This window comes from Enterobacter sp. Ap-1006 (assembly GCF_011752835.1).
Lineage (GTDB): Bacteria > Pseudomonadota > Gammaproteobacteria > Enterobacterales > Enterobacteriaceae > Cedecea.
In genome coordinates, this window is sequence record NZ_VWWU01000002.1 from 132,312 (window position 1) to 145,380 (window position 13,069).

Sequence of the window (13,069 nt, forward strand, 5' to 3'; positions counted from 1 at the left end):
AATCAGGTGTAATCATGCAGAAGTACCTCACCGAAGCTCGCCAGCTCCTTGCCCTGGCGATACCTGTCATCATCGCGCAGGTCGCTCAAACTGCAATGGGATTCGTCGATACCGTGATGGCCGGCGGCTACAGCGCCACCGACATGGCCGCCGTGGCGATCGGCACCTCCATCTGGCTGCCCGCTATTCTGTTCGGCCACGGGCTGCTATTGGCCTTAACGCCAACCGTTGCGCAACTCAACGGTTCGGCACGCCGTGACCGCATTGCGCACCAGGTTCGCCAGGGGTTCTGGCTGGCTGGCATGGTTTCCGTGCTGGTGATGGTGGTGTTGTGGAACGCGGGCCATATCATTCACGCTATGCACAATATCGATCCTGAACTGGCGGATAAAGCCGTTCGCTATCTCCGCGCGCTGCTGTGGGGGGCGCCGGGTTACCTGTTCTTCCAGGTAGGACGTAACCAGTGCGAAGGCCTGGCCAAAACCAAGCCAGGTATGGTGATGGGCTTTATCGGCCTGCTGGTCAATATTCCGGTTAACTACGTCTTCATTTATGGCCATTTCGGCATGCCTGAACTGGGCGGCGTGGGCTGCGGCGTGGCAACGGCGGCGGTGTACTGGGTGATGTTCTTCAGCATGCTGTCTTACATCAAGAAAGCGCGTTCGATGCGCGACATCAAAAACCCGGAAGGTTTCAGCAAGCCGGACTGGGCGGTGGTTAAGCGCCTAAGCCAGCTCGGGCTGCCGATTGCACTGGCGTTGTTCTTCGAAGTTACGCTGTTTGCCGTTGTCGCCCTGCTGGTTTCTCCGCTGGGTATCACCGACGTTGCCGGGCACCAGATTGCCCTCAACTTCAGCTCGCTGATGTTTGTGCTGCCGCTCTCTTTAGGGGCCGCGGTGACTATTCGCGTCGGTTTCCGTCTTGGGCAGGGCTCCACCCTGGATGCACAAATCGCCGCCCGCACCGGGGTTGGCGTGGCCATTTGCCTGGCGATGTGCACTGCCTTGTTTACCGTTATTTTCCGGGAGCACATTGCTCTGCTGTACAACGACAATCCGGCAGTTGTCGCGCTGGCGGCGCATCTGATGCTGCTGGCGGCCATTTACCAGATATCCGACTCAATCCAGGTGATTGGCAGCGGCGTTCTGCGTGGCTACAAAGATACCCGCTCGATCTTCTTTATTACGTTCATCGCGTACTGGGTGCTGGGGCTGCCAGCCGGCTATATTCTGGGGCTAACCGACTGGGTCGTCGAACCGATGGGCCCGGCCGGGTTCTGGATCGGCTTTATTATCGGCCTGACTTCCGCCGCGATCATGATGATGTTGCGTATGCGTTGGCTGCAGCGTCAGCCTTCCGTCACAATCCTGCAGCGCGCCGCTCGTTAATTAAACAACGGTAGCCGCATCCGCGGCTACTTTCTCTCCATTCTGCGCAGATGCTCGGCAATCGTGTGAAATCTGGAATAAAATTGCGAGTTTTCCCTTGCAAGCCCCGAGGTGTATCGCTAATATTCGTCCCCGCTGTCGCCAAGACAACAATGCGTTCATAGCTCAGTTGGTTAGAGCACCACCTTGACATGGTGGGGGTCGTTGGTTCGAGTCCAATTGAACGCACCATTTTCAAATATATCAGTGCGTCCGTAGCTCAGTTGGTTAGAGCACCACCTTGACATGGTGGGGGTCGGTGGTTCGAGTCCACTCGGACGCACCATATTTGCTAAAGCAGTTCCCTTCTTTAACTCGCTTTTCTTCAAGCTGATAAATTCCAAATTTCATTTTTACACGCAAGTCCGTAGCGCATGAAAACGTCATTTTTAGCGTTTTGAGCGTCCGCCGGTGTTTGGGGATGCGAAACCCCGAAAGGTTGCATATCATAAAGCGAGTTATTCACTAAACCACGACAGGTAACTTATGGAAATCGATCTCAATAATCTGGTGTTTTCCGGGTTAGATGAAGCCGAAGCGCGCAACGCGGAGCGCCAGGAAGACGCAGACAAAAAAGCTCAGGCCGTTGTGGCCGATGACGACTGCGGTGACGCCTGCAAAATCTGATAAACAACCGGCTTACTCAGCCGGTTTTTTTATGTTACGCCGTTCTTCTCACGGCAATACATTTCACTTCCGCCAGCAGCCCCGGGCGAGCCAGTTCAGACACCCCGACGCAGGTCCAGGCACAGTGTCCCCGCGGAAACAGCTCGTCTTTCACCTCCCGAAAAACAGCCATGTGTTCTTTCATGTCTACGTGGTAAGTAGTCATTTCCACAACGTCTTCAAAGTTGCAGCCCGCGGCCTGAAGGACCAGACGCAGGTTTTCCCAGCAGGCCATAAACTGCGCCCTTGGCTCAGCTATCACCTGTAAATCAGGCGTGCGCCCAACCTGCCCGGCACAATAAACCGTGTTACCTACCACCACCGCAGGTGCATATCCCGCCCGTTCAGCAAGTACTTGCATGGAAGGCGGCATAATAATTTCTCTGTCTGACACGACTGTCTCTCCCAATTATTTAAAGGCGCGCAATTCACGCGCCTGCAAATGAATCATTTTTATCTCACCCGATGTTGGCCGGGTTTAGCGCATCTTCGAAGAATCTTATCGCGTTTCGTAGCGCCTGGTCTGCCTCCGGCAATATCCCGGCAAACAAATGCCAGACGTGAAACATTTCCGGCCAAACTTCCAGAGTGGTACGAACCCGGCTCTCACTCATGTGGGATGCAAGGCGAATGGCGTCGCTCAGCATCACCTCGTTTTCACCAACCTGTATCAGCGTGGGAGAAAGGCCTTGTACATCGGCAAAAACCGGAGAAGCATCCGGATGGGTGGGCAGTTCTCCGGCAAGGAAACTTCGGGCCAGTTGGTTCAGGAAAGCTACGCTGCATAAAGGGTCCAGCCCATCCCGCACCGTTGCAGATGCGCCGCTATGCGTTAAGTTAGCCCACGGTGAAATAGCTACTGCGGCGGCGGGTAATGCCAGGCCAGCATCGCGCGCTTTACGCATCAGCGTGACAACCATCGCCCCACCGGCAGAATCCCCCGAAATCATCAGCGAGCGCGGGTTTGTACCCTGCTCAATCAAGGCTCGGTAGGCCTGAAAGACATCATCAATTGGCGTCGGGAAAGGAAACTCAGGCGCCTGACGATAATCTACCGCATATACTTTAGCCTTCAAGGCACGAGCATAACGCCCGGTTAATCCCCGATAAGCTTCGACCCCACCGTGAACATAGCCTCCGCCATGAATATAAATCATCACCCGACCCTCAATGACTTCCTCAGGAGTGACCAACATCGCACCAATACCACCCAGGCTGGCATCGGCAAAGGCTACGCCCTCCACGGCAGGGAACAACTCATCCAGCTGCTTCACATAGTCAGCCCGAACCGCTTTCCAGTCAGCATCAGACTGGCCATATACCTTCTTCACAACCGGCCCGGCGGCTTTTATCCAGCCCCTAAGGGCTGCCTGTGCGTTATCAGGAAGCATTTCTTTCTCCATTGTCTACTGTTATTAAACAAAAAAGATTATGCTTAATGATTTGACGAAAGAGGTTCGCCAATGCCGCTCCGCACAGGTACTAAAAGCCATTCAGACCTCGATCTCGGCAGCCTGCGAGTTTTCGTGGCTATCGTGGAAAGCGGGAGCTTTGTCGCCGGAGGAAAGGCGCTGGGCTTAACCCGTTCCGCCGCAGGAAAAGCGATTGCACGCCTTGAAGCACAGCTGGAAACGCGGCTATTTCACCGTACGACGCGAAGCGTCGCCCTGACCCGCGATGGCTACGGTTTTTATGAACGCTGCGCACAGATTTTGCAGGATATTGAAGAAGCAGAGGCGAGTGTCCGGCAGAATTTTTCCAGCCCCGGCGGAGTGCTTCGGCTCAGCGTCCCGGAAACGTGGGGCAAAGTAGTGCTTCTGCCTTTTCTGAAGCACATCATGGCGGCCTACCCGAGACTGGATATTGAAGTCAATTTCACCGACCGCGTGGTGGACCCCGTCGCGGAAGGGTTTGATCTCTGCCTCCGACTGGGTGATTTACCGAAAGATTCACAGCTTATTGCACGAACCGTGCAGCGCATTCGCCCTCATCTGTTTGCTTCTCCGGACTACCTGGCCAGTTCAGGTATACCAGGTTCGCCAGAAGATCTTCGCCTTCACCAGCGGCTGATTTACGGCCTGAGCCCTCAAACGGCAAACTGGGCGCTGTTCACGGCCAGCAATGAGAGCGTGTTGGTTGAAGGGCACAGCAGGATCCGCTTCGACAGCGGAGAGGCTATTTGCGCCGCCGCTGTTGCAGGCTTAGGCATCGCTTTTCTGCCAGCTTTTCTCGTTGCCCGGCATGTCGCAGAGGGCACACTGGTGCCTGTACTGCCTGAATTAGGGGGCACGCCACTGAGCGTGAACGTGGTGTACCCTAATCGGAAACATCTGGCAGCCAAAGTGAGGCTGTTTATCGACAGCCTGGTGAAGCATATGGACCATTAACAACATCCCGATGAAATGATTTGGGAATTACAGGCCCTAATCCTGCGATCCTAACCCGGTGAATAACACCAGCAGTTCCCGCGGCGCATCAGCCGCAAACCCCATGGCAAAATTCGCGGCAGACTCCTGCTGAAAACGAACGGTTCGTGCAGCCATTGCCTCCTGATATACCTTAAAAGCACCTTCCAGGCAGGAAGGCTGGGAAATGATGGCATAGGCGAGATCGACGGCGTCCGCCATCGCCAGATTCACGCCCTCCCCGGCAAAAGGTGACATAACATGCGCGGCATCACCAATCAGGGTCACATTTCCCTCTGCCTTCCAGAACTCCGCGGTAGGTAACACATAGATTGGCCTGGCAACCATCGGCCCCTCACTTTGCACTAACATCTCGCGGTAGCATTCACCCCAGTCACGGAAGTGTTCAGCCAATTCATCACGAGTAAAGGTTCTGCGCGATTGCGCTTCCGGTACGGGTATGGCGGCATAGGCTGAAACCTCGTCTCCAGGTTCACAGTGAGCCATGATGCCCCGGCCTTCACTCAGAGAAAACAGCGACCCCTTGCCCACCAGCGCTTTCACCGCAGGATATTGCTGACTTACGTTCGGGTAACGCAGCTCAACAAAGGTTATTCCGGAATAAAGCGGTTTCTGTTCCGTTAACAAAGGCCTGACTTTCGACCACGCACCATCGGCGCCTACCAGGGCATCACAAACATGTGTACTGCCGTTCTCTAGCCGGAGAAGAAAGCCTGTGCCCTGTCGTTCGACGGACGTTACCCGACTGTTCCAACGAATGATCCCCTTGGGCAACGCCTCTACCACCAGTTTGCGCAACGCGCCGCGGTCAACTTCCGGGCGGGAGCCATCACCTTCATCCTGATACAAGATATGGCCGTTTTTATCACGCATCAGAGTTGCATCCGCCCCCTCCAACACCAGAGCCATTGCGGCTTCATACAATCCCGCCGCTCGAAGTGCAGGTTTACCCGTGCCTTCGTTCAGATTGAGCATGCCACCCTGATGGCGTGAATCGAGAGAAGCATCAGCCTCAAGAATACAGACCGCAATACCCTGGCGGTGTAACATGTAAGCCAGCAGCGGCCCCGCTACACCAGCACCAATAATGGTTATCATAAAAATGCCTCTGACTGTCGGAGAAGAAACGGTTTTATCAGCAGCCAGATTGAAACACCAGCCAGAACAAGCATAAAAAGCTCAAACATTCACCGGACAGTTTCTACGGGGCTTGTCAACATCCCGATTGCCCGTCATAATGTTGTCACTTCTCGCCAAAGAAGATAAAACAATAATAAATTCAGTCGATTATCGTTTTATAAATCGTCTTAAATGCGTTCATAGCTCAGTTGGTTAGAGCACCACCTTGACATGGTGGGGGTCGTTGGTTCGAGTCCAATTGAACGCACCATTTCTTTTTATTTTCATCATCTCTGAAAACGCTCAAACATCTGGCAACGCCCTGATAACAACTCGCTGTAAAACTGTGCACTCCGTCGCTGAATCAACGGTTTTGATTCCTTTTCCAGCCAGATTTATCTATACTACGCCCGTTCTTAACTTGAATGGTTTCAGCTCATTGGACTCCTTTTTTATACAACAACATCGTCTAACGCTTTCCCCTGCTGAACCACAAGCACACTTTCCTCTGCACGCTTTATTTCTGTCACCTATCCTTACCAGGTGCCACTTTCAACACCACAGTATTCTTTTAAGCTCCGGCAGCCCGGTCTCCCGGAACACGATTTCAACATTCCTCCTCAACTTATAGATAAGACTGTCATGAAAAAGACTAAAATCGTTTGCACCATCGGTCCAAAAACCGAATCCGAAGAGATGCTGTCTAAAATGCTCGACGCGGGCATGAACGTTATGCGTCTGAACTTCTCCCACGGTGACTATGCAGAACACGGCCAGCGCATCAAAAACCTGCGTAACGTCGTTGCTAAAACAGGTAAAAAAGCCGCTATCCTGCTGGACACCAAAGGGCCAGAAATCCGTACCATCAAGCTGGAAGGCGGTAACGACGTCTCCCTGAAAGCAGGCCAGACCTTTACCTTCACCACCGACAAATCCGTGGTTGGCAACAGCGAAATCGTCGCAGTGACCTACGAAGGCTTCACCAACGACCTGACCGTGGGCAACACCGTTCTGGTGGACGATGGCCTGATCGGCATGGAAGTCACCGCCATCGAAGGCAACAAAGTTATCTGTAAAGTGCTGAACAACGGCGACCTCGGTGAGAACAAAGGCGTTAACCTGCCGGGCGTGTCCATCGCGCTGCCAGCTCTGGCTGAGAAAGACAAACAGGATCTGATCTTCGGCTGCGAACAGGGCGTTGACTTCGTGGCAGCCTCCTTCATCCGTAAGCGTTCTGACGTGGTTGAAATTCGTGAGCACCTGAAAGCCCACGGCGGCGAGAAGATCCAGATCATCTCCAAGATCGAAAACCAGGAAGGCCTGAACAACTTCGACGAAATCCTCGAAGCTTCTGACGGCATCATGGTTGCTCGTGGCGACCTGGGCGTTGAAATCCCGGTGGAAGAAGTTATCTTCGCGCAGAAGATGATGATCGAGAAATGCGTTCGTGCGCGTAAAGTGGTTATTACCGCAACCCAGATGCTCGACTCCATGATCAAAAACCCGCGCCCTACCCGCGCAGAAGCCGGTGACGTTGCTAACGCCATCATCGACGGCACCGACGCAGTGATGCTGTCCGGTGAGTCTGCAAAAGGTAAATACCCGCTGGAAGCTGTGACCATCATGGCAACTATCTGCGAGCGTACCGACCGCGTGATGACCAGCCGCCTGGACAACAGCAACGACAGCCGTAAACTGCGCATCACCGAAGCCGTTTGCCGTGGCGCCGTTGAAACCGCAGAAAAACTGGAAGCACCGCTGATCGTGGTTGCCACCCAGGGCGGTAAATCCGCTAAAGCCGTGCGTAAATACTTCCCGAACGCGACTATTCTGGCGCTGACCACCAACGAAGTAACCGCGCGCCAGCTGGTGCTGAGCAAAGGCGTTGTCACCCAGATGGTGAAAGAAATTGCCTCCACCGACGACTTCTACCGCCTGGGTAAAGAAGTGGCGCTGGAAAGCGGCCTGGCTCGTAAAGGCGACATCGTGGTGATGGTTTCTGGTGCGCTGGTCCCAAGCGGCACCACTAACACCGCCTCGGTCCATGTTCTGTAATTGACTTGTTAACAAGTTTAATTAACAAAAAAGCGCCTCCGGGCGCTTTTTTTATATCACTTGCAGTCAGATCTTAATAAAAATGCAAATCGGATTTTACTATTTAAGCTTACTCTTAATTAAGATGAATCCGATGAAATTCCCCTGTTTTCTCTCTTTTTTTTAACTTTCCGGCTCCGTTCGGTGCTTCTTTGAGCGAACGATCAAATTTAGGGGTATTCCCGACAAAAAATTATTCTCATCACAAAAAAGTTTGTGTAATACTTGTAACGCTACATGGAGATTAACTCAATCTAGAGGGTATTAATAATGAATCGTACTAAACTGGTACTGGGCGCGGTAATCCTGGCTTCTACTATGCTGGCAGGTTGTTCTTCTAACGCTAAAATCGATCAACTGTCTTCTGACGTTCAGACTCTGAACGCTAAAGTTGATCAGCTGAGCAACGACGTGAACGCAGTGCGTTCTGACGTTCAGGCTGCTAAAGACGACGCCGCTCGCGCTAACCAGCGTCTGGACAACCAGGCTCACTCTTACCGTAAGTAAGAGTCACTGGTATAAAATGGCGCACAATGTGCGCCATTTTTTTGCCTGTCATTTATCCCCACCTGCTACTGTGTCGCGCTAGTCGCCTCTTCAGCATTTACCACGCCATTCCTCGCCGACTGTACCGCCATCGTTGCCGCAGGTGTTTGCCCCGCAGAGACCACAACGGGATACCCCGCACGCCTGTATAGTGCCTTCTCCACTAACGCTTTCTCCACGCCGCTACCGGCCCGGAACTCGCTAAAGCCAGCGGGAAGCACGTAAGGCATAGTCTGCGTGTTCTGCTGCTCATCCTGAGAAAGCGGCCGATGGACTTCGACGTAGCGAACGCCGTTTGGCTCAACGGAGAATTTCACCGGATCGTTAATCACCCGCACCGTCGTGCCAGTTTTCGTTTGCTCAAACAGGGCTTTGATGTCGGGGGCATTCATTCTGATACAACCGGAGCTGACGCGCAGCCCCACGCTGTCCGGCGCGCTGGTGCCGTGGATCAGGTACTCGCCATTGCCGTAGGCCAGCCGCATGGCGAATCTCCCCAGCGGGTTATTAGGCCCGGCAGGCACGACGGGCGGCAGCTTGATCCCTTTTTCCAGGGAGCGCTGGCGAATACCGGCGGTAGGTGTCCAGGTAGGGTTAGGGATCTTTTGCCCGATCCTGGTGGTCATCAGCGGCGTCTCCAGCCCCTGCAGACCAATACCAATCGGATAAACCTGCACAATGTTTTGGCCCGGCGGGAAGTAATACAGCCGCAGCTCGGCAAGATTCACCACAATCCCCTCGCGCGGCACGTCCGGCAGCAGCAGCTGGCTGGGGATGGTCAGCACCGTGCCAGGTTTAGGCACTGGCGCAATGGTGTTATTGGCCTCCAGCAGCAGCATCGCACCGGTGTCAAAACGCCGGGCAATAGCCTGCAGGTTACGATCGCCTTCCTGTACGGTATAAGTCTGGTTTTGGCCAATCAGGCGGCTGCCTTCCGGCGGTAAGGGATAATCCAGGGCTAAAGCGGGCTGAATGGCGCTCAGAGCGCCGATAATGGCCAGTGTGAGTAAAGACGCGTATTTCATACTTTTTATTCCTGTAGTCGCGCTGGCGAGCGCCAGCAGGCTGAAAGACAAGCGAGGCAGAAAACCGCCTCGCAAAACAGGACCATAGGTATGATTAAGTTTAGCTAACTTAAATGAGATTGGTGGCTTGGTTGCGAATTGCGCGAATCATCGCTTCCAGCCCCTGAGAGCGGGACGGCGTCAGATGCTGTGCGAGCGCCATTTTTTCAAACCACGGGCGCACATCAAACGCCACGATATCCTGCGGCGTCATTTGCTGATAAAGAATAAATACGATAGCGATCAGCCCTTTAACGATAGCGGCATCGCTGTCACCCTCCAGCGTAATCACCCCATCGGGCTGCTGGTGCATGACTATCCATACCTGGCTCTGGCAGCCCTGAATAATATGTTCAGGCTTGTGCTGCTCAGCCGCCAGTTCCGGCAGGCGGCTGCCCAGTTCGATAATGTAGAGATACTTCTCTTCCCAGTTCGCACAGCGGCTGAAGTTTTTTAGTAGTTTGTCTTTATCCGGCAGCGTGGCCATGACCGTCTCCGTTATCCTAACAGGCTGTGGATACGCTGCAGTCCGGCGACCAGGCGATCCACTTCTTGTTCGGTATTGTACATGGCAAAGGAGGCGCGGCACATGGCCGGGACGCTGTAGAACGCCATCAGCGGCATGGCGCAATGGTGTCCGGTGCGAACCGCAATGCCGTAGTTGTCGAGGAAGCTGCCGACGTCATAGGCATGATGTTTCCCGAGATTAAACGCCAACACACCACGGCGCTCTGCCGGGCCGTATACGGTGAGGTCGGGCACGGCCTGCAGCGCGTGTTGAGCATAGCGCATCAGGTTGCGTTCATACTCGCCAATCGCCTCCATGCCCAGCCCTTCAACGTAGCTCAACGCTGCCCCAAGGCCGATAATGCCAGCCGTGTTTGGCGTCCCGGCTTCAAAGCGCCACGGGGCTGCGGCGTAAGTCGTCCCTGCAGTCAGGCTGACGGTAGCAATCATCGACCCACCGCCTTCCCATGGCGGCATATCCTGCAGAATGCTTTCTTTCACATACAACACGCCAATCCCCGTTGGCCCGTAAATCTTGTGCCCGGAGAAAAGATAAAAATCGCAGTCCAGCGCCGCCACATCCGTGACGTGGTGCATCACCGCTTGTGCGCCGTCCACCAGCACTTTGACGCCCGCCTGATGCGCGGTAGCGATCATCTCCTTCACCGGATTTTCGGTCCCGAGCACGTTAGAAACGTGGGCAATCGCCAACAGTTTTGTGCGCTCGTCAATCAGCGTCGGGAAGACATCGAGCTGCAGCGTGCCGTCCTGGTTGAGCGGGATAACGCGCAGCTCCGCACCGGTACGCTCACACAGCATCTGCCACGGCACGATGTTAGCGTGGTGTTCCATGGCGCTGATGATGATGTTATCCCCGGCCTGGACGTTGGCGCTGCCCCAGCTATTGGCCACGAGGTTTATCCCCTCGGTGGTGCCACGCACAAAGACAATCTCTTCCGGTTTTGCCGCGTTGATAAAGCGTGCCGCCTGACTGCGCACGTTTTCCATCAGGGTGGTTGCTTCTGCGCTCAGAGTATGAATGCCACGGTGCACTGCGGCATACCCATGGCGATAAAACTCAAGCTCGGCGTCAATCACCGCCTGTGGTTTCTGCGCGCTGGCGGCGCTGTCCAGATAGGCCAGCGGCTGGCCGTTGACCTCACGGCTCAGAATCGGGAAATCAGCCCTGACCTGCTCAATTGAAAAACTCATGCCTCGCCCCCTGCAAAGCGCCGGGCGATACGTGCCAGCACCTGCTGTTTTAAGGCCTCGTCGCGAATACTTTCGGTAAGCTCTGCGGCAAAGGCGAAGATTATCATCTGCTGAGCAGCCTGTTCGCTGATACCACGGGAGCGCAGGTAGAACATCTGCTCGTCATCAATGCGCCCAATGGTTGCGCCATGGCTGCACTTCACGTCATCGGCGTAGATTTCCAGCTGTGGCTTGGTGTCCACCTCCGCCAGGCGGCCAAGCAACAGGTTATTGTTGGTCATCTGCCCGTCGGTTTTAATCGCGTGCTGAGCCACTTTGATCATGCCGTTAAACACCGCCCGGCCTTTATCACGCACGATGGTTTTATGCAGCTGGCGGCTGTTGCAGTAGCCCTTGTTATGCTCAAGCCAGGTTCGGGTGTCGCACACCTCGTTATTTACCGGCAGCGCCAGACTGTTGATGTGCAGCTGGTTGTTCTCGCCGTTAAGCTGCGTGCTGGTGTTGTGGCGCAGCACTGCGGCCCCCAACAGGAAGCTGTGGCTGCTCACCGTCGAGTCCTGCTCAATCAGTAGATCGTTGTGCGCAAAGTGGTAGCTGGCGGCATTTTCAAACGCCAGCTTGTAGTGGCTAAGCTGCGCGTTGGCGGCCACTTCGGCGGTAAATCGTGCGCCGGTGAAATGCGCCGACTCGTCAAGGCTGACGAAGTGCTCCATCACCGTGGCCTGAGCGCCCTGCTCAAGGATCAGGTGGTGACGGTAATGCGCCGTCGCCATCTCCTGCGCCTTGCTGCCGCGCGTGACGTGCATCAGCAACAGCGCTTTTTCAGGCCGCGTGTTAGGTGCCACGCGGATATGCGTCACGGTCTCCGCCAGGCTTTCCGTCAGGTGCAGGAACACTTCGCCCTGAACCGGCGCGGGCAGCGTCTGGCGGTTATCGTCGATGCTGATCACAAAACCGCTGTCGGCGATGTCATCGCTCAGTTCTGCGCTGAAATGCCCGTCAACAAACACCAGCCGCAGCGCGTCTACAGGCAGGGCAAGCTCGTCACGCTGTTGCGCACTTAAAGGCGACTGAGGCGCAAAGACAAACTGGTTGTTCAGCAACCCGTCGAGCGGCGTGTATTTCCAGTTTTCATGCTTGCGTGTCGGTAACCCCAGGCGCAACAGCTGCTGCATGTGCTGCTGGGCCACCTGCGAGCGGCCCGTGCCCTGAGCTTCAAACAGATGATGCCACTGCTGGAGCGCGTTGCCGTTACTGCTGTTCGGTAAGCCAGCCATAACCCTGCTCCTCCAGTTGTTTCACCAGGCTGAAATCGCCAGATTTAACGATGCGCCCCTGATACAGCACGTGAACAAAGTCCGGCTTGATGTAGTCGAGGATACGCTGGTAGTGAGTGACCACGATAAATGAACGCTTGCCGTCACGCAGCGAGTTAACGCCTTCGGCCACAATCTTCAGGGCATCAATATCCAGCCCGGAGTCGGTTTCATCGAGAATGCACAGCTCCGGCTCCAGTACCGCCATTTGCAGAATGTCGTTACGCTTTTTCTCGCCGCCGGAGAAGCCGACGTTCACCGAGCGGGTGAGTAAATCTTCCGGCATTTGCAGCAGCTTGATTTTCTCTTCCATCAGATCCTGAAAATCAAAGCGATCCAGCGACTCAAGGCCCCGGTATTCCCGCACCGCATTCAGCGCGGTTTGCAGGAAGAACTGGTTGCTGACGCCGGGAATTTCCACCGGGTACTGGAAGGCCATAAAAATACCTTCGCCGGAGCGGTCTTCCGGCGACAGTTCCAGCAGGTCTTTGCCGTTGAACTGCACCGAGCCCCCGGTCACTTCGTAGTCTTCACGACCGGCAAGCGTGGCGGATAAGGTACTTTTCCCGGAGCCGTTTGGCCCCATGATGGCGTGAACTTCGCCCGGCTTCACTTCGAGGTTTAAGCCACGCAGGATCTCTTTATCCTCAACGCTGACCTGTAAATCTTTAATGCTTAACATAGTTTTCCCT

13 protein-coding genes and 3 tRNA genes are annotated in these 13,069 nt (G+C 54.8%); 8 read left to right on the plus strand and 8 right to left on the minus strand.

Translation table 11 applies throughout. From position 1 onward, the window contains the following. The first annotated feature begins 14 nt into the window (after positions 1-14). From mdtK to F3J28_RS07970, 4 genes are all read left to right on the plus strand, one after another. Positions 15-1,388, plus strand: a complete 1,374-nt coding sequence (gene mdtK / locus F3J28_RS07955) for an MdtK family multidrug efflux MATE transporter (protein ID WP_166874765.1) — start codon at positions 15-17, stop codon at positions 1,386-1,388. A 154-nt stretch (positions 1,389-1,542) separates the two neighbouring features. Next, positions 1,543-1,619: transfer RNA gene (locus F3J28_RS07960), tRNA-Val, on the plus strand. Between the two features lie 17 nt (positions 1,620-1,636). Beyond that, positions 1,637-1,713 (plus strand) — tRNA-Val (locus tag F3J28_RS07965). A gap of 200 nt (positions 1,714-1,913) precedes the next feature. Beyond that, complete coding sequence (locus F3J28_RS07970; protein ID WP_008456485.1) at positions 1,914-2,054, plus strand: hypothetical protein; 141 nt, start codon at positions 1,914-1,916, stop codon at positions 2,052-2,054. A 34-nt stretch (positions 2,055-2,088) separates the two neighbouring features. Here the strand turns inward: F3J28_RS07970 and F3J28_RS07975 are convergent, their stop codons facing one another. Both F3J28_RS07975 and F3J28_RS07980 read right to left on the minus strand, forming a co-directional pair. Continuing rightward, entirely contained in the window at positions 2,089-2,454 is a 366-nt protein-coding gene (locus F3J28_RS07975; RefSeq protein ID WP_286178047.1) for a RidA family protein, read from the minus strand. Positions 2,455-2,551: 97 nt separating this feature from the next. Then, the gene (locus F3J28_RS07980; protein WP_166874769.1) at positions 2,552-3,484 is read right to left on the minus strand and encodes an alpha/beta hydrolase; all 933 of its coding nucleotides are present in this window, start codon (positions 3,482-3,484) and stop codon (positions 2,552-2,554) included. A gap of 72 nt (positions 3,485-3,556) precedes the next feature. Here F3J28_RS07980 and F3J28_RS07985 point away from each other — a divergent pair, with 72 nt between their 5' ends. Further along, positions 3,557-4,480 (plus strand): LysR family transcriptional regulator, encoded by a 924-nt coding sequence (locus F3J28_RS07985; RefSeq protein WP_166874772.1) that lies wholly within the window; start codon positions 3,557-3,559, stop codon positions 4,478-4,480. Positions 4,481-4,516: 36 nt separating this feature from the next. On the opposite strand, the gene F3J28_RS07990 is transcribed toward F3J28_RS07985, so the two are convergent. After that, positions 4,517-5,617 carry an FAD-dependent oxidoreductase gene (locus F3J28_RS07990; RefSeq protein ID WP_166874775.1) on the minus strand — a complete coding sequence of 367 codons (1,101 nt, stop codon included), beginning with the start codon at positions 5,615-5,617 and terminating at the stop codon, positions 4,517-4,519. A gap of 215 nt (positions 5,618-5,832) precedes the next feature. On the opposite strand from F3J28_RS07990, the gene F3J28_RS07995 reads away from it, so the two are divergent. From F3J28_RS07995 to F3J28_RS08005, 3 genes are all read left to right on the plus strand, one after another. After that, a tRNA-Val gene (locus F3J28_RS07995) sits at positions 5,833-5,909 on the plus strand. A 371-nt stretch (positions 5,910-6,280) separates the two neighbouring features. Continuing rightward, positions 6,281-7,693 (plus strand): pyruvate kinase PykF, encoded by a 1,413-nt coding sequence (gene pykF, locus F3J28_RS08000; protein WP_166874778.1) that lies wholly within the window; start codon positions 6,281-6,283, stop codon positions 7,691-7,693. A gap of 309 nt (positions 7,694-8,002) precedes the next feature. Beyond that, on the plus strand, positions 8,003-8,239 hold the full coding sequence (locus F3J28_RS08005) for a major outer membrane lipoprotein (protein ID WP_008456504.1): 237 nt from the start codon (positions 8,003-8,005) through the stop codon (positions 8,237-8,239). A 65-nt stretch (positions 8,240-8,304) separates the two neighbouring features. Here F3J28_RS08005 and ldtE read toward each other — a convergent pair whose 3' ends face one another. From ldtE to sufC, 5 genes are all read right to left on the minus strand, one after another. Continuing rightward, positions 8,305-9,303, minus strand: a complete 999-nt coding sequence (gene ldtE / locus F3J28_RS08010) for a L,D-transpeptidase LdtE (protein WP_166874780.1) — start codon at positions 9,301-9,303, stop codon at positions 8,305-8,307. Positions 9,304-9,412: 109 nt separating this feature from the next. Further along, a complete protein-coding gene (gene sufE / locus F3J28_RS08015) occupies positions 9,413-9,829 on the minus strand; it encodes a cysteine desulfuration protein SufE (protein WP_008456507.1) in 417 nt (138 codons plus the stop codon). An 11-nt stretch (positions 9,830-9,840) separates the two neighbouring features. Continuing rightward, complete coding sequence (gene sufS / locus F3J28_RS08020) at positions 9,841-11,061, minus strand: cysteine desulfurase SufS (protein WP_166874784.1); 1,221 nt, start codon at positions 11,059-11,061, stop codon at positions 9,841-9,843. After that, positions 11,058-12,338 (minus strand): Fe-S cluster assembly protein SufD, encoded by a 1,281-nt coding sequence (sufD, locus tag F3J28_RS08025; RefSeq protein ID WP_166874787.1) that lies wholly within the window; start codon positions 12,336-12,338, stop codon positions 11,058-11,060. Before sufD ends, sufS begins: the two co-directional genes overlap by 4 nt. Further along, positions 12,313-13,059 carry a Fe-S cluster assembly ATPase SufC gene (sufC, locus tag F3J28_RS08030; protein WP_008456510.1) on the minus strand — a complete coding sequence of 249 codons (747 nt, stop codon included), beginning with the start codon at positions 13,057-13,059 and terminating at the stop codon, positions 12,313-12,315. Before sufC ends, sufD begins: the two co-directional genes overlap by 26 nt. Positions 13,060-13,069 lie beyond the last annotated feature (10 nt).